Source organism: Nitrincola schmidtii, assembly GCF_008973715.1.
In the GTDB taxonomy this organism is placed as follows: Bacteria; Pseudomonadota; Gammaproteobacteria; order Pseudomonadales; family Balneatricaceae; genus Nitrincola; species Nitrincola schmidtii.
The window spans coordinates 198,862-215,440 of sequence record NZ_WBOL01000001.1; the positions used below are offsets into that span (position 1 = coordinate 198,862).

A 16,579-nucleotide genomic window follows, 5' to 3' on the forward strand; every position below is an offset into this window, starting at 1 on the left:
GGTTATACACTCTGTGTTGCATCATAGGCTAAATCTGCTGCGTTCTTGGCCAACTGCTCTGATTCAGCAGCTTCATGCTCGACTGAACTCCAAGCACTATTACGATGGCCACGATACACAACACGCTCACGGAAGATATCCGCTACTTCTGCTGCATCACCGGCTAACAGAGCTTTGGTTGAACACATTTCTGCACACAAAGGTAATTTACCTTCACGCAGACGGTTCGCACCATACTTCTGCTCTTCTAGAACCGGATCTTCCTCAGGACCACCGGCACAGAAGGTACATTTATCCATCTTGCCACGAGCACCAAAAGCGCCTTGTTTCGGGAACTGAGGTGCACCAAATGGGCAGGCGTACAGGCAGTAACCGCAACCGATACAGGCATCCTTATTGTGAAGAATCAATCCATCTTCAGTTGGGTAGAAGCAATCTGTTGGGCAAACTGCCATACAGGGTGCATCCGAGCAATGCATACAAGCAACCGAGATAGAGACTTCTTTACCGATTTCACCATCATCAAGTGTCACCACGCGACGACGTTGAATACCCCATTCGGTTTCATTAGCATTTTTACATGCCGTAACACAGCCGTTACATTCGATGCAGCGCTCTGAGTCACATAAAAATTTCATACGAGCCATGGATTTTCTCCTCATGGACACTGACCTCCCGGTCAGTGTCCCGCATTAAGTTCTATGGGTTCAGGCCGCTTTCTCGATACGGCAAACTGTACACTTGGTTTCCTGCATGATGGTAACTGGATCGTAACCATAGGTTGTGACCGTATTCACCGACTCACCCAGTACATAAGGATCACTGCCTTCTGGATAACGACTACGCAAGTCTTCACCCTGGAACTCACCACCGAAGTGGAAAGGCATAAAGGCAACATCACGATCCACACGATTAGTGACCAGTGCTTTGACGCGAACACGTCCACCTTCAGGTCCATAAACCCAAACATCATCACCATCGGCAATACGTAGCGTGTTGGCATTAAATGGATTCATCTCGACAAACATGTCTTGCTGAAGTTCAGCCAACCAAGGGTTAGAACGAGTTTCATCACCACCGCCTTCATACTCTACCAAGCGACCCGAAGTCAGAATGATCGGGAATTCAGCAGAGGTGTCTCTATCCTGTATGGACTTATACAGCGTTGGCATACGGTAAAGAGATTCGAAGTCATCCCATGTTGGATATTTTGCCACTAGGTCACGACGTGTGGTGTACAGCGGCTCACGATGCTTAGGTATCGCATCAGGGAAAGTCCAGACGATGGTTCGAGCCTTACCGTTACCAAAAGGCGCACAACCATGTTTGATGGCAACACGTTGGATACCACCCGAAAGGTCAGTTTTCCAATCTTTACCATCCGCCGCTGCTTTTTCAGCATCGGTGAGATCATCCCACCAACCCAGCTGCTTCAGCATATTGGCGGTAAACTCTGGGTGACCATCACCGATTTCGTTACCTACCGGAGCTGAACCTTCAGCAAGTAAGGTTTCACCATTACGCTCAACACCAAAGTTTGCACGGAAGCCTAAACCACCATCTTTAACTGGCAAGCTGGTGTCATACAGGACATGTGTACCTGGATGACGCATCTCTGCTGTTCCCCAGCACGGCCAAGGCAATCCATAGAACTCTCCATGAGCATCGGTTCCCACACCGCGCAAACTGGTGAAGTCGAAGGCGTGCCAGTTTTCTTGATGGTATTTCAGACGCTCAGGGCTTTGTCCGGTGTAACCGATGGTCCACATACCACGGTTGTATTCACGAACAATATCTTCAATTAAGGGTTCATCACCATTCACTTGAATATTCTTGAACACCTCGTCTGCAATACCGACCTTTTTCGCCAGCAAGTACATGATTTCGTGGTCAGGTTTCGACTCGAAATGCGGCTCGATAACCTTACTACGCCATTGAATTGAACGGTTAGATGCGGTGACTGAACCATAGGTCTCAAACTGAGTACAGGCAGGTAACAGATAAACGCCATCGGTACGATCGTTCATCACAGCTGCGACGGTTGGATAAGGATCAACAATGACCATCATATCCAGTTTTTTCATCGCTTCGCGCATTTCAGGTCCACGCGTTTGCGAGTTGACGGCGTGGCCCCAATAGAACATGGCACGAATATTATCGTTCTGCGCCATCTTCTCTTTATCTTCAAGCACACCGTCTATCCAGCGAGAAACGGTGATACCGTTGGTGTGCATGGGTTTGCCGCCACGGTACTCGGTTTGATCGTAACGATTCACAATCCAATCGTAATCGACCCCCCAAACACCAGCCCAGTGACGCCAAGAACCTTCAGCCAAGCCGTAGTAGCCAGGTAAAGAATCTGACAATACGCCAAAGTCAGTCGCACCTTGAACGTTATCATGACCACGGAAGATGTTAGCACCACCCCCTGACTTACCGATGTTTCCGAGTGCAAGCTCTAGGATACAGTAGGCACGGGTGTTGTTGTTACCGGTGGTATGCTGCGTTCCACCCATACACCATACGATACATCCAGGACGATTATCTGATAGCAGTTTCGCTGTATCGTACATGGTTTTTTCATCAACGCCGGTGATATCTTCAACCACCGATGGCGGGAACTGCTTCACCTCTTCACGAATTTCGTCCATACCGTAAACACGCTGAGCCAGATACTGTCTATCTTCCCAACCGTTTTCAAAGATATGCCACAACAGACCCCAAATATACGCCACATCGGACCCTGGACGAATGCGAACATACTGCGTCGCATGCGCAGCGGTGCGGGTGTAACGAGGATCCGCTACTACGATTCTGCAATTATTGCGCTCTTTGGCAATCATGACGTGCTGCATCGAAACGGGGTGCGCTTCAGCTGCGTTCGAGCCGATAAACAACATGGATTTCGAGTTTTGCATGTCGTTGTAGCTGTTGGTCATCGCACCATAACCCCAGGTGTTAGCGACCCCAGCAACGGTGGTTGAGTGACAGATACGTGCCTGATGCTCAACGTTGTTGGTTCCCCAAAGTGAAACCATCTTACGGAACAGATAAGCCTGCTCGTTATTGAATTTTGCGGAACCTAACCAGAACACAGAATCAGGACCGGATTCAGCACGAATCTGTTCGATTTTGTCCCCCACTTCACTAATCGCTTGTTCCCAACTTAATCGTTTCCATTGGCCGTTTTCCAGCTTCATAGGATACTTTAAGCGGCGGGTGCTGTGTCCGTGGTAACGTAAAGCTGCACCCTTAGCACAATGAGCGCCACGGTTGATTGGGTTATCAAATGCTGCTTCTTGGTATGTCCAAACACCGTTTTGAACATGAGCATAGACACCGCACCCTACTGAACAGTGGGTACAAATAGTCCGCTTCACCTCAACCGGTGCTGATGACTTAGGCGTGGCGGCTTCAACGGGACGAACCATGCCTTTTCCTAGCAATCCAGAAGCGGCGATGCCTCCTGCTGCTAGCGTTGTACCTTTTAGAAAGCCTCGACGCGAGACGCCTAATCGGTTTTGAGTGGTTTCCAGTGATGAGTCACTGATTTTTTTGTTCAGACGCATCGTTATCTCCTCAAATCTCAGAGTATTTGACAGTCCGCATCAGCGACAACTGGCGTAATAAGAACGGATATGATCCGTTTCGTGGTAACCTTGTTCAGGCTTCTCTTGCTCAACCGTTAGCGCAGGCGTATCTGCAACTGCAGTTCCAGCCGAAGCGGCAAGACCCACTGCGGATACGGCAGCGACGCCACGTAGAAATTGTCTACGTGAAGAACTGACCTGCTCTTCATTTTCTTTTGTAGTAGTCATCATTGCTCTCCTCACCCTCTCAAGTGCACGCTTTGGACAGAGTCCAATCGTTTTTGTAAGTACAGACTTTCAATATGTAAAAAGGCTTCACCTAGCATTCCAACAGCGCTGTAAAAAACAGCACTCGGCGCTTGGGTCATGTCAGCGAATAGCTGTTTAGCCCACGGATCAATATGACGCTGATAAAACACCGCTTGGCGTTCACGACTCGCGCCTTGCTGAATAAGTTGACTCATCACTTCGAGTTGTAAAGCGATGTGATCTTCAGGTTCTTTAACCTCATCTTTTCTGGAAAAACCTAACAACTCAAGATCACTTCGAAGTTCAATCAATGGAGCCTCCATCAGTGAACCGGTTAAGTACCAAGATGCAAAAGGAGTCAACTCGCCTTGGGTAATTCCGATAAAAAGTGTGCAGTATTCATCTTCTAGCTGATCAGTGTTGGCTCTTTCGGCAGCAAGGCGCAAAAACTCCCAAGCCTTGGTCATGGAGTTAGACGCAGTCGGGTCTACTTCCATCTGAGACAAAAAACCTAACAATTCTGTTGATGGATGACTTCGACATAATGAAGCCAGTAACGCATAAATATCTGCTCTTAAAGCATCTTCATCAGTCATTGGCGCTGTCTGTATTAAGCTATTCATCATGATTCCTTAAAGACGCAACTGAGCCGTAGGATCGGCTGCCAATTCGCGATAGCTGTCTTTCACTCTGCAGTCATCACACATTTTTAGACGTTTAGCAGCCTCGCCCTGATAGTAAGGATGTGCCTCTAATTTCTTAGAAATCTTTTCAATGGTGCTTTGCGTGGCAAAAGCTTTACCACAACTGATGCAGTGGAATGGTTCTTCTTGCTTCATTACCCGTGGTTCAGAGCGCATCCCAGCAGCGGGAGCAAAGCGCGCTTCCAAGGTAATGGCATTTTCTGGACAGCTATGTTCACACAAACCACACTGCACACAATCGGCTTCAGTGAAGGCTAAAACGGGCGCATCTTCACTGGCACTGCGAAGTGCTTGTGTCGGACAAATCGAGACACAACTCATGCACAAGGTACAATCTTGAGCATTGACCAGCACCTGACCATAGGGACTGCCACTTGGGAGGCTAATGGGCTCATCAGAGCTATCTCCCTGTTCATACAGCAGATCAAGTGCTTCATTTAGGGTTTTACGTTTTCCTTTGTAGGTAAAAGCAGGACCTGTCGGCAAGCCAAACCAATCTTTTAAGGAATCATCTAACGCTGCTAAATTCGACTGTAACTGTCCGGCCTCAACCAGACTGATCCGTGACGCAGGATGCCCCAGTGACTCTAGAAGCTTGCCCGTAACCGATACCTCTTTTTTTAACAACGCTTGCAGGGTTGGCGGTGTCTGATCATCTAGTAAAAGGGCAACATAACTGGTTCCGTGAACGAGTAACGAAACCCAAATCTCTACTCCTAAGGCACCCACTTCCTCCAGAGAAATCGGCAGGATATGTCTGGGTAGGCTTTCAAGATCAAATTCAGAATGTTCAGCATGCAGTAAAATGGCAGGATGCTCACCACCAAATTGCTGATAACTGTCTAAGCACAAACGCAACAAATCCAACCAACGCTGTGGACCGGGAGCCATAAAGGTCAAGGCACCCGTTGGACAGGCGGTAGTACAACTACCTGCACCGTGACACAAATTCACATTGACCAAAATTTGAGGATCATGTGATAGCGTTTTGTTGTCCGTTGTTAGGGCATCGGCAGGACAAACATCCAGACAGCGCGTACAGCCAATATTGCCACGGTCTGCATGTGCACAAATATCATGATTGACTTGAACATAGGCAGGTTTCTCAAACTCACCGACCATCCCGCTCAGTTGCTCTAGTGCATCAACCAAACGATCGCTGGCAAGACTGATGCCTTGCTCAGTCGACTCATCTGCAAGTTGACCAACATGAAAATAGCCTGGCGGTGATAACTCTGCTGCGATGACCGGTTCTGGATTAAGATCCAAAACCAGATCAAAGTGATCTTGTCCTGCACTGACTTCAGCAGGATTAATCAGATCACCATTAGGTGCCGTCAGGCGTAACTCGAAAGCACCTAACCACCCTGATAAAGAAGCAAACGGCAGATAAATCGGCGTTAGGTTTGCAGCCGCTTGCATCGCCTTTTCAAGATGCTCATCGTCTTGAGAAAATACATTCCCCATGGCAATCAGTGTGATACTGGTCACGCCTTGAATTTGATCGGCCACCAAGCGGATCAAATCTTCAGGCCCTAAGATCACTAGATGACCACGGCTTTGATAACTGATCACGCCATCTTGCATCGCCATCAGTGGTGGCATTGCATTCAGTGCTTGCTGACGAGCACGCGCGTTGGTTTCCGGAGATGCTGTAAAAGCTCTGTTTACTATTAGACTATTGGGTTTCATTGACTCTCTCTCAGCTCACTTGAGTAGAAAACCTATCTAGAAAATCTATCTAGAAAATCTGTCTGGACATTCTATCTAGCAATTCAATCTAACAAGTGGTCGAGCTTATTTAGTTATTGTTTAAAAAGTTTGCAATATGAACGCCAACTTTTTCAGACCTAAAAAGGAAAATTGATACCAAATAAACCAAGCTTATAGATACCAACCATCAAGATAGGGACATTTTGTCTAGACTGATTCATTTTTACCGATCTGATCTGGCTCATCGACCTTAGTAGAACCCACTAAATTTTCTTTCGATTTCAATGTATCAGCCGACTCGGCAGATTGTTCAGGTATCGATACATCATTGGAGGCATCGGTTTTTAATAAAGCGTCCCTCGCTTGTTGCATCGCTTCGTCCATCTGCTGCTGAGCCCAACCTCTCACTTTTTCGCCTACTTCTTGCACCAGTTTTTTTGGCTGAGAATAATCCAATGCGTAATCATCCAGTGGATCTCTAACATTAAATTCAGGTTGGTGAAAAAACTTGCGCAGCGCTTGTCGGCGCAGTTCGGCAGAAACACCACTCGACCAGAACATCGACATATCACTTTTAGCATTGATGGTACTTAAATCGGGCATATCCGCATCCGTCAGAACAGGCACTTCTTCTAGGGGTTCTGGCTCATTTTCAGATACCCTTTCTAATGAAGCATCGGGCACGTCATCTTTAAGCTGATCGTCTTCCTTAAGGTCAGCCTTCTGAAGAGACTCCTCCTCAGTAACCTCAACGGCTAATTGCGTTGCTGAACTCTCTTCTGACGGCTCCAACTGATCTGGCGTTGTGCGCTTCAAGCGAGACCATCGACCTAAAAAACCTTCTGTCACCTCAGACCTCCTTTTGCTTGGATTGCGTCCGAAGACGACGTTTACCTGCTCTTGGGTCTTCAACCTCACCATGATGAGACATAAACTGTTCTAACCACACACGCACCGCTGCTGGCATGGGAATACTGAGCACGGGTTGTCCGGCATCCATATAATCTGCTGCAACATCTTGCGCGACGGTTAATTTTCGCGGAACTCGCTGTTCAGCAGTAATATCCTCGCAAACCACAAATAACCGAGGGGATTCAGAACTGAGGTTAAACCGATACGCCATACGTTCATCACGATGAAGCATTAACCAAAGTGCAACGGCGTCCTCTCGAGAAGACTGCTGAGCAATTTCAGCCACTTCCCAATTAATAGAAGGCCAGCCACGCGACAAGGTTTCATGCTTATCTAAACTAACCCACAAAGACCAAGCATCCAACGCGGGTCCGTTTTCTTGCTGAGTCATTGGCATCTCCTGCTGTTTTATTTACTAGTGATTTCAATTCAGTTTAGACGCTATGCAAAGAACGCGCCGCTCCACGTAAACCTTTATATCCCTGATTAGTTCAGCAGGATTGGAAAATAAGCCTAGATTAAACGCGTCAATTTAAGCCAATCGAAAGACCACCTGGGACAAAATGTCCCAATGAAAAAAAGGGATAGCGATTCAAAGCCTTGATCGATAGACTCTTTCGGTTCTCTTCAGATTGGTACAGATGTTGCTGTTTTATTAGCAGTGTACTTTCAATAGGTGCTCATTAAATGACGATTAAGGATAGACCATGTCACGCCATCCACATCTTATTTTGACGCAAGCAAGAGCTCCTCTGACTCGTGCCACTCAAGTGATGACCGAACAAGGAGAATGGCGAGAGCAATTACTGGCTTGTGAACGACCCTTAACCATTTATTTGAATAAGCGCGAAATTGTGACCTTAATGACCCTAGGAGAAGATCCTGAATCGCTGGTTCTAGGCTATCTTCGAAACCAAGGTCTGATAGAACAACTGAATGATTTACTCGCCATACAGGTGGATTGGGAAGTTGAAGCCGCTGCTGTGATCACTACTCATACCCCTGATGACCTTGAAGAAACCTTATCAAAAAGAACCGTCACCACCGGTTGTGGACAAGGGACCGTGTTCGGTAACCAAATGGAGCGGTTGAAAAACTTAGCGCTAAACCCCTGGCCAATAAAACAATCACAGATCTATGCACTGCTAGAAGCATTGAATCAACACAATGAAACCTATCGCAATGCTGGTGCTGTTCATGGCTGTGCTATCTGCACGGCAGAGGGCCACGTGTTAAGCTTTTGCGAGGATATTGGTCGACATAATGCCGTTGATACCCTGGCAGGCAGACTCTGGTTAGAGGGTATCTCCAGTCAAGATAAAATTTTTTACACCACCGGTCGTCTCACCTCAGAGATGGTCATCAAAGCCGCACAGATGGGCATTAGTGTTCTTTTATCTCGCTCTGGTGCAACCGAAATGGGTCTCAGTATTGCAGAATCTTTGGGAATGCTAATGCTGGCAAGAGCCAAAGGACGTCACTTTTTAGTCTTTAGCGGTCAAACCCGTCTAACACTCGATGCACGTCCCCCGGTCATGCCAAAATCCGTAAAACGGAGGGATTCGGATGAGTGAACTTAATCCTTATATGACGGTAAAAGAGGCCGCAATTTACCTTCATTTAAATGAAAAGAAAGTCTATCAATTGGCCAGTGACGGTCATCTTCCAGCCACTAAGGTCACTGGCAAATGGCTGTTTCCTCGTAAGCTGATTGATCGCTGGTTATTAGAATCTAGCCACCACGGTGTGCTGAGTGATCGTCTACTGTTATCCGGTAGTGATGATCCACTGCTAAAAGCCGGATTACTTAGAATCATGCAACAGCAACAATATCAGGCACTTTACAGCTATATGCCTACTGGAACCCAAGCGGGATTAACCCTACTGGCACAAGGGTTAGTGGATTGCTGCGCGGTTCATTGGGGACGAGCTGATGAAAGCCAACTGCGACACCCTGCCCTGTTAAGGCAATATGCAGGCTCTCGGCATTGGGTGCTGGTACATCTGTTTAAGCGCCAGCAGGGTTTAATGATGCGTCCAGATGACTCACATACCTTACTGAGTGATGCACCAGAGATGCTGCAAAAGCGCTGGGTGATTCGTCAAGAAGGAGCAGGCTCTCAACGCTTTCTGAAGGACTGGCTTCTACAACAGCAATTGTCTTTCGAAAAGATCAAAGCCAGTTATCGGGCGTTGACAGAATCAGAAGCAGCCTCCGCAATTGTACAAAATATTGCGGATATAGGCCCGGGCACCGAATCCGCCGCATCAGAATATGGGCTGACCTTTGTGCCTGTGTATCAAGAAGCCTTTGAACTTGCCCTTCCCAGACCTGTATTTTTTCGCTCGCTACTTCAGCATCTTTTTGAATGGCTGCAAGGCCCTGAAGGGCAAGCGACCGCCAATCAACTCAAAGGATATGATTTAAGCCAGTGCGGAAAATTAGTTTGGAATGGCGAGACGAAAGAAAGCTAAGTATATGTTTTTAAAAGTATAAAAATAGTTTGATTTTTTATTGTGCAGCGCACAAAAAACACTTGACATACTCTCCGAGATCTATATACTTTGGGTTATTGTGCAGTGCAACAAAACGACATGAAGCCCTGCATTGATAACTTAAAAATCTTAGGAGAGACACCCATGACTAGCAATGTTGATTTCCAGAAGCCTGTTGAAGCTGTTAAAAGCCTAATCGCTCTTCAAACTGAAACACTAACTAAAACTGTTGAACTTCAGAAGAAGTCTGGCGAAGAGTTAGTTGCTTTCTTCAAAGCTGAAGCTGAAAAAGCTAAAAACTTGAAAACTCCAGAAGAAGTAATCAAGTTCAACACTGAAGCTAACACTTCTTTGTTCAATATGCTTAAAGCACAAGGTGAAGCTTTCACCGCACTTGCTACTGAAGCAAGCAAGACTGTAATGTCTGAAATGCAAAGCTTCGGCAAGTAATTGCTGACTATTCTAAAAACACCCCGCTGGTCGGGGTGTTTTTTTGTCTACTCTAGCGCATTCTAATCTAAAAAGCTTTTTCTACGAAAAGCGCTCCATCTCAAGCAACTCTCCTGCCTCATAAAGCCACTGTTGATAGATAAACCCCGATAAAATTAGTCGCGTGTCATCTTCTATACCGTCAAATGCCACACCATGCCGGAAAACTCCAATGGCTTGGCTTTCAGTTTGCATGACACTTCGTACCTCTGCATTCACTAAAATGACATGGTCAATACCCGATACAGAAACCCGCGCGGTCACAAAAATAGTTTCACCCATGGCTGCTAAGGCGACGGGCGCCTCGATCGACGCACCCTGTAAGCTCATATCAACGCACAAGGCTTTAACCGGTTGATGCATATCCTTCTCACCGCGATCAACCAATATAGGTAAATGCATAGGAACACGGGTGTGCTGCCTAAAGGCTTGAATATCCAGTTGCTGCGGATAAGACAATACCCAGAAAGGAAAAGGTTCACTATAGGACTTTAACAAACGTGATGTAAAGCTGACTAATCGGTTACCTATTAAGAGCTTGACGGCTATGACAGCTCCTTCAGTAAAAAGCGATTTACGTGTCTTAGGCGCGCTAACCATCACCGCCGTTTGTTCGTGAACACCAATTAAACGAACAGAATAACGCCCTTTCGGGATGCGAGTCTCAATGCGAACAGGATCACCGGACCTCGGCCTTAACTCTGCAAGAGAAAGCTTTGGCTTTTGATTCGCGATAACGTCATTGGTCAAGGATTGATTAGGTTTGAGCTGCATGGCGATTGATTATGTCTCCGACACCGAAAATCCCAGTGCTTTGAAATGAGCCAACTGATGATCTGAGAGGTTTAGTTTCAGCGCGCTAAACTCACGTCGCACCGGATAAGTCTTACGCAATAGATCGAACAGACGTCTCTGCTCAACAGTGTCGCTAACCAATGTTGCTCTGAAGGCACGATCATCGTGATAAGGATCGTACAACAGTTTAACCGGCGGCAACAAGGACGCTGTTTCGGATAGTGTCATTGACGTTACTTCCGCTTTAGGTAGCAAGTCTTCAAACCTTAACAAAGGTGATCTATCAGTAAACGCACAATAGGCTTGATACAGCATCCAAGTACCCCGAATTTTTCCCTCTAATGAATAGCCCGCAATATGGGGTGTGGCGATACGAACATGACTAGCCAGTTGCCGGTTTACTTCGGGCTCTTTCTCCCAAACATCCAGTACTAAGGTAACGTCTGGACGATCTTCAGTAAAACTTAACAAGGCTTCATTATCAATCACCGGACCTCGACCTGCATTGATCAAGATAGCATTAGGCTTTAAAAAAGGTAGATTGTTAGCATTCAGTAGATGATGAGTCGGGTGTAGGTGCTGATGTGTCAACGGTGTATGCAAAGTAACAATATCTGCCTGATTAAGCAGATGAGTTAAACTCATAAATTGATCGCTTATAGTTGGATCTTGATCAACACGCGGTGGATCGCATAAAAGCGTTTTAACGCCCAACGCCTGTAATCTAGCCGCTAAACGAGAACCGACATTACCCACACCGACAATACCGACTGTTTTATCAAAAATGGAAAATGACTGTTCGTCAGCAAGGTGAAGCAACACACTCAACACATATTCAGTGACCGCGTCAGCATTGCATCCGGGTGCACTGGCGAACTGAATACCCAAATCTGCCAGCGCTGTTTCATCGACATGATCGGTGCCAATGGTTGCTGTCCCGACAAACTTGACCTGACTGCCTTGAAGTAAATCTCGGTTCACCTGTGTCACCGATCTAACTAACAACACATCCGCATCTACTAACTGATCGGCACTCATCGACCTTCCAGGTAGGCGATAAATTTGCCCTAATTGGCCAAATAATGGGTCCAGCGCCGGAATATTTTCATCTGCAACAATCTTGATAGCGCTCAATGGACCTCCAATGCTTTACAATAACCCTAAATTCAGGCTCAATTTTGCGCCATTATAAAACGTCCCCACGTCAGGGTCATTTTCCTTACTTATTTATTTCAGAAGAAAACCTGTGGTATTACGCTGGCAAAAACAAGCTGACTATTTTACTGTCAGCGTTTATCAAGATCTGGTCGGTGACTGGATTCTGACACAAAGTTGGGGCAATAGCCTTAATGATCATAGTGAGTTCAGTCATACGGTACTGTCCTCAAGTACTGAAGCAGAAAAATATGTGACCAAACTGCGCTTAAGCTTACTCAAAAGTGGCTTTCAAGAACGTAGTGGTAACTGCACCTTACGGAGAATGTATGAGTAACTTTCAATACGCTGAAATGCCTAACGCCCAAGGTTATTTCGGAGAATATGGCGGTCAAATTATTCCACCTGAACTGCAACAGGTGATGAACGACATCGACAAAGCATACGAAGAAATTCGCAAAACAGAAGAGTTTCAAAACGAACTGAAAACGCTGTTTGCTGATTACATCGGTCGTCCTAGTCCCATTTTTCATGCCCGCCGTTTAAGCGATAAATTAGGTGGAGCGCAAATCTATCTAAAGCGTGAAGATCTTAATCATACTGGCGCTCACAAAATCAACCACTGTTTAGGTGAAGCATTACTGGCGAAGTACATGGGTAAAACCAAAGTGATCGCCGAAACCGGAGCCGGTCAACATGGCGTCGCCTTAGCAACTGCCTGTGCCCTTGTCGGCATTCCTTGCGAAATTCACATGGGTCAGGTGGATATTGAAAAAGAACACCCGAACGTCGTCAAAATGAAGATCTTAGGCTGCGACTTGATTCCGGTAACACGCGGAACCGCTACGTTAAAAGACGCAGTCGACAGTGCTTTTGAAGAATACCTTAAAGACCCGCAAAATTTTATCTATGCCATAGGCTCTGTGGTCGGCCCTCACCCTTTCCCCAAAATGGTTCGTGATTTTCAATCGATTATTGGAATGGAAGCGCGTGAGCAGTTCCTCAGCCGTCATGGGAAACTGCCCGACTACCTAACGGCCTGTGTCGGTGGCGGTTGTAATGCTATCGGCCTGTTTACCGCCTTTTTAAATGACGAAAATGTCAAGATGGTTGGCGTGGAACCCGCTGGAAAAGGGCTTGATACCGACCAACATTCCGCCACCTTGACACTTGGAAAGCCCGGACAGATTCATGGCATGAAGTGTTATGTTTTGGAAAACGAAGATGGTGAACCCATGGCAGTTCATTCCATTGCATCAGGTCTAGACTATCCAGGTGTAGGACCACAGCACTCCTATTTGAAAGATCTTGGGCGTGTTCAATACGAAAGCGCAACCGATCAAGAGTGCTTAGATGCGTTTATCACCCTATCTCGCGTCGAAGGAGTTATTCCAGCATTGGAAAGTTCGCACGCTGTTGCTTGGGCCATTAGAACAGCACCCACCTTGAACCCTGACCAGACGATTCTTGTCAATATTTCTGGAAGAGGTGATAAGGATGCTGACTATGTTGCAAATCTCTTAGGATTGTAACCTCTTAGCAATACCTCTCCTCAGTGCGGTGCGACACAGGGTCGCATCGCCTATTTAAATAGGTAACAGTAAACTGGCCTCGCTATGACAGATGAACAGGTGCCAACACAAAATAACACGCGTAAACCTAACGTGAACAAACCGTGGTTGTTAATTGGGCTAACCGCGCTAGGCTTAATCGCATTACTGTTAGGAAGAGACGTGCTTGAAGAGATGCAACAGGCAGACAGTATCAGGATTCCCCCTCTACCCTGTGATCTGCATACCGGCGCTTGCATCGCTTCACGAGGCAATCAACAACTCCAATTACGCATCACGCCGGGGCCATTAGAGTCATTAAAACCGCTGGATGTGGAAGTTCGTCTACAACATTTAGATGCACGCCAAGTGATGCTCGATCTTCAGGGTCTCGACATGTATATGGGACTTAACCAAATACATTTAACCCAAGATGAAACGCGACCTGATATTTGGCGTGGAACAACAGAGCTTGCTGTCTGCACAACAGGTGAAATGACTTGGCAAGCCAGTGTCTATGTTGATACTCCCGAACACTTGTATTCAACCGCGTTTAATTTTGATGCACGTTAACACGGCGACTCTGCACGAATTTATTGCGCTACATTAAATTGTTGCTCAGTATTAAAAGCGCCTCGCAAAAATCATTTCGTAACGTACTCTAGCGTACAGAAAGTCCAAACACTTTTTGTCACACTGCAGGTATCAACGATTTATTACCGAGGTACCATCATGAAATCTAAAAACGTCACATCTCCATTATCTGCCGAATTCGAAAATATTTTTCAGGACGTTGAATCCCTGCTTAAAGAAGCAGACAGTCTGGGTGGAAAAGAATTCAAAGATGTTAAAGAAAAGTTAATGGCACGACTCACCTCTGCTAAAGAAGAAATAAGCCAAAAAAGTGAAGACTTTACCGATAAAGTGCACGAAACGAGTACTGACATCTCAGAAAAAATCAGTGATGAGCCTTGGAAGGCTATTGGTACAGCAGCGCTTGCGGGCTTGTTGATCGGCTACCTATTTGCACGCAGATGAATGCCGATCAATCCAAAAACAACACAGGGTCAACGGTTAGCGCACTCCTTGCACAGGGATCGCTTTACACTCAGCTGGCATGGGTTGAATTTACCATCGAAAAACATCGGCTAATGCACATGCTGATATTATTGATGGTGGGTGCTTCCTTGCTCACCAGCCTGATAGTTTCATTAACGGTCTTGGTGATAATGACCAGTTGGTTTACACACTATCGAATGCCGGTACTGGTCTTGATAGGTGTTTTCTACAGTGTCAGCTTTATCAGTCTTTTATTAGGGTTTAACGCCTTATCTCGAAAAGCTACCCAAGCATTTTCTGATACACGCGAAGAACTGGCAGAAGACCTGGATCTGATTCGTAGAAGGTTTGATCAATGACAGCACCCTCGAATTTGGACGAGCAACGCCGTGAACTGCGGCAAAAAATGCAACACCAACGAGTAGAGTTGAAAAGTATATTCAACCTCACGCCACCTAGCGATGGCGACGCCTTTCCTCGCAGCATGACCTTGCGATTGCTCACAGGTCAATCAACATGGCTGGTGATCATTTTAATGAAACTCCTTCCCTTACTGTTAAAGCTTCGCAAGTAAGAAGACCGAAGAACATTTCCACCTCTTTCCAACTGAACCTTTTCTCCAAGACGACTCTCTATAAACGTGCGACACTATGCCGCATCGTCATCCGACAATGTCGAGAGTAGACTTCATCACACTAACACCTGAGCAACTCGCTAAACGACCCTAGCGATCTGTTTAGGTTAATTAAAAAAAGGTTATTGAATGAAAGCGATACGTTATCTGATAGGTCTAAGTTTTGTGCTGGTCATTGCTGTATTAATCTATATTCAACAGCAACCTAAACCCGCGGAACAGCGCATATTAGGTGGCAGCATTGGTGGAGATTTTACGCTAATGTCGATGGATGGCCCCGTTTCCTTATCAGACTTTCATGGGCAACCGGTTGTGTTGTACATCGGCTATACCTACTGCCCAGATATTTGCCCCATGGCATTAGCCGTGCTGGGTCAAGCGATACGCAATCTTCCTGAAGAAAAAAGCGAGCAAATTCAAGGACTGTTTGTCAGTGTTGACCCCGAACGAGATACCCTAGAACACCTAGCCAGCTACTCTGCGTTCTTTTCTCCACAAATCATTGGTTTAACCGGTGATAGAGCAGACATTGATAAAGTGGTACAGCAATACGGTGCTTTTTATCGTCGCGTCGAAATGCGTGATTCGGCAATGGAGTATGCTATAGATCACTCATCACGCCTCTACTTGATTGATCGAGAAGGAAACCTTGCCGCCATGGTTTCGCACAGCACGTCACCCGATCAACTGATGAACCATCTAAAAGAATTGTTAAATTAACACTGTAGATCTCAATCAAGGAGTCACTCAGATGCGTAAACTTTTACTTGCCAGCTCCCTCGTGTTTTCATCTTTAGCCTTTGCGAATGATGCTATCACTATTGAAGAACCTTTTGCTCGTGCAGTACCTCCAGGTCAACCCAATAGCGCAGCCTTTATGAGTTTGCACAATTCTAGTGACGCTGATGTTCGCATAATTTCAGCAACGTCTAACGTATCTAACGTCACCGAACTACATACCCATACCGATGTTGATGGGGTCATGCAGATGCGTCAAATTGATGCCATCGACATTCCAGCGGGAGGCACCACTGAACTAAAACCCGGTGGTCTTCACGTGATGCTGATTGGATTGAATCAAAACCTAGCTGAAGGTGATAGTGTTGAGGTGACCCTGAACTTTGAAGATGGCACAGAGCGTCTACTAGAGGTTCCTGTAAAACACGTGATGCCAATGATGAATCATCAACACAAGCATTAATCGTTACACAATACTTTTTTAATTGACAGCCA

Annotated in this window: 20 protein-coding genes; 11 read left to right on the top strand and 9 right to left on the bottom strand. The window is 46.2% G+C overall.

Going from position 1 to position 16,579, the window contains the following annotated elements; translation table 11 throughout:
* Positions 1–2 precede the first annotated feature (2 nt).
* The 7 genes from fdh3B to F7R24_RS00960 form a co-directional block, all read right to left on the bottom strand.
* The gene (gene fdh3B / locus F7R24_RS00930) at positions 3–647 is read right to left on the bottom strand and encodes a formate dehydrogenase FDH3 subunit beta (protein ID WP_151669357.1); all 645 of its coding nucleotides are present in this window, start codon (positions 645–647) and stop codon (positions 3–5) included.
* A gap of 60 nt (positions 648–707) precedes the next feature.
* Entirely contained in the window at positions 708–3,569 is a 2,862-nt protein-coding gene (locus F7R24_RS00935) for a formate dehydrogenase subunit alpha (protein ID WP_151669358.1), read from the bottom strand.
* A 39-nt stretch (positions 3,570–3,608) separates the two neighbouring features.
* Complete coding sequence (locus tag F7R24_RS00940) at positions 3,609–3,818, bottom strand: hypothetical protein (protein WP_151669359.1); 210 nt, start codon at positions 3,816–3,818, stop codon at positions 3,609–3,611.
* 11 nt (positions 3,819–3,829) lie between these two features.
* Positions 3,830–4,462, bottom strand: a complete 633-nt coding sequence (locus tag F7R24_RS00945) for a TorD/DmsD family molecular chaperone (protein WP_151669360.1) — start codon at positions 4,460–4,462, stop codon at positions 3,830–3,832.
* Positions 4,463–4,471: 9 nt separating this feature from the next.
* Positions 4,472–6,235, bottom strand: coding sequence for a 4Fe-4S dicluster domain-containing protein (locus tag F7R24_RS00950; protein WP_151669361.1), 1,764 nt, complete (start codon positions 6,233–6,235; stop codon positions 4,472–4,474).
* A 228-nt stretch (positions 6,236–6,463) separates the two neighbouring features.
* Entirely contained in the window at positions 6,464–7,105 is a 642-nt protein-coding gene (locus F7R24_RS00955; RefSeq protein ID WP_168926744.1) for a DUF3306 domain-containing protein, read from the bottom strand.
* A gap of 1 nt (position 7,106) precedes the next feature.
* The gene (locus F7R24_RS00960) at positions 7,107–7,559 is read right to left on the bottom strand and encodes a DUF3305 domain-containing protein (protein ID WP_168926745.1); all 453 of its coding nucleotides are present in this window, start codon (positions 7,557–7,559) and stop codon (positions 7,107–7,109) included.
* Positions 7,560–7,875: 316 nt separating this feature from the next.
* On the opposite strand from F7R24_RS00960, the gene fdhD reads away from it, so the two are divergent.
* The 3 genes from fdhD to F7R24_RS00975 all read left to right on the top strand — a co-directional run bounded on the left by fdhD (position 7,876) and on the right by F7R24_RS00975 (position 10,114).
* Complete coding sequence (gene fdhD, locus F7R24_RS00965; protein WP_151669364.1) at positions 7,876–8,742, top strand: formate dehydrogenase accessory sulfurtransferase FdhD; 867 nt, start codon at positions 7,876–7,878, stop codon at positions 8,740–8,742.
* The gene (locus F7R24_RS00970; protein ID WP_168926746.1) at positions 8,735–9,643 is read left to right on the top strand and encodes a helix-turn-helix transcriptional regulator; all 909 of its coding nucleotides are present in this window, start codon (positions 8,735–8,737) and stop codon (positions 9,641–9,643) included. Before fdhD ends, F7R24_RS00970 begins: the two co-directional genes overlap by 8 nt.
* Positions 9,644–9,808: 165 nt before the next feature.
* Entirely contained in the window at positions 9,809–10,114 is a 306-nt protein-coding gene (locus F7R24_RS00975; RefSeq protein WP_151669365.1) for a hypothetical protein, read from the top strand.
* Between the two features lie 81 nt (positions 10,115–10,195).
* Here F7R24_RS00975 and F7R24_RS00980 read toward each other — a convergent pair whose 3' ends face one another.
* The gene (locus F7R24_RS00980; RefSeq protein WP_151669366.1) at positions 10,196–10,927 is read right to left on the bottom strand and encodes a flagellar brake protein; all 732 of its coding nucleotides are present in this window, start codon (positions 10,925–10,927) and stop codon (positions 10,196–10,198) included.
* 9 nt (positions 10,928–10,936) lie between these two features.
* Positions 10,937–12,082 (bottom strand): 4-phosphoerythronate dehydrogenase PdxB, encoded by a 1,146-nt coding sequence (pdxB, locus tag F7R24_RS00985; protein ID WP_151669367.1) that lies wholly within the window; start codon positions 12,080–12,082, stop codon positions 10,937–10,939.
* A 112-nt stretch (positions 12,083–12,194) separates the two neighbouring features.
* On the opposite strand from pdxB, the gene F7R24_RS00990 reads away from it, so the two are divergent.
* The 8 genes from F7R24_RS00990 (at position 12,195) to F7R24_RS01025 (ending at position 16,547) form a co-directional block, all read left to right on the top strand.
* Entirely contained in the window at positions 12,195–12,440 is a 246-nt protein-coding gene (locus F7R24_RS00990) for a hypothetical protein (protein ID WP_151669368.1), read from the top strand.
* Entirely contained in the window at positions 12,433–13,635 is a 1,203-nt protein-coding gene (trpB, locus tag F7R24_RS00995; protein WP_151669369.1) for a tryptophan synthase subunit beta, read from the top strand. Before F7R24_RS00990 ends, trpB begins: the two co-directional genes overlap by 8 nt.
* An 84-nt stretch (positions 13,636–13,719) precedes the next feature.
* Positions 13,720–14,226, top strand: a complete 507-nt coding sequence (locus F7R24_RS01000) for a hypothetical protein (protein ID WP_151669370.1) — start codon at positions 13,720–13,722, stop codon at positions 14,224–14,226.
* Between the two features lie 159 nt (positions 14,227–14,385).
* Positions 14,386–14,691, top strand: a complete 306-nt coding sequence (locus tag F7R24_RS01005) for an ElaB/YgaM/YqjD family protein (RefSeq protein ID WP_151669371.1) — start codon at positions 14,386–14,388, stop codon at positions 14,689–14,691.
* Positions 14,688–15,071: a phage holin family protein gene (locus tag F7R24_RS01010; RefSeq protein ID WP_151669372.1), complete on the top strand. Its 384-nt coding sequence runs from the start codon at positions 14,688–14,690 to the stop codon at positions 15,069–15,071. The genes F7R24_RS01005 and F7R24_RS01010 overlap by 4 nt, the downstream gene beginning before the upstream one ends.
* On the top strand, positions 15,068–15,286 hold the full coding sequence (locus F7R24_RS01015; protein WP_151669373.1) for a hypothetical protein: 219 nt from the start codon (positions 15,068–15,070) through the stop codon (positions 15,284–15,286). Before F7R24_RS01010 ends, F7R24_RS01015 begins: the two co-directional genes overlap by 4 nt.
* 189 nt (positions 15,287–15,475) lie before the next feature.
* Positions 15,476–16,066, top strand: a complete 591-nt coding sequence (locus F7R24_RS01020; RefSeq protein WP_151669374.1) for an SCO family protein — start codon at positions 15,476–15,478, stop codon at positions 16,064–16,066.
* Positions 16,067–16,097: 31 nt separating this feature from the next.
* Positions 16,098–16,547, top strand: a complete 450-nt coding sequence (locus F7R24_RS01025; RefSeq protein ID WP_151669375.1) for a copper chaperone PCu(A)C — start codon at positions 16,098–16,100, stop codon at positions 16,545–16,547.
* The last annotated feature ends 32 nt before the right edge of the window (positions 16,548–16,579 follow it).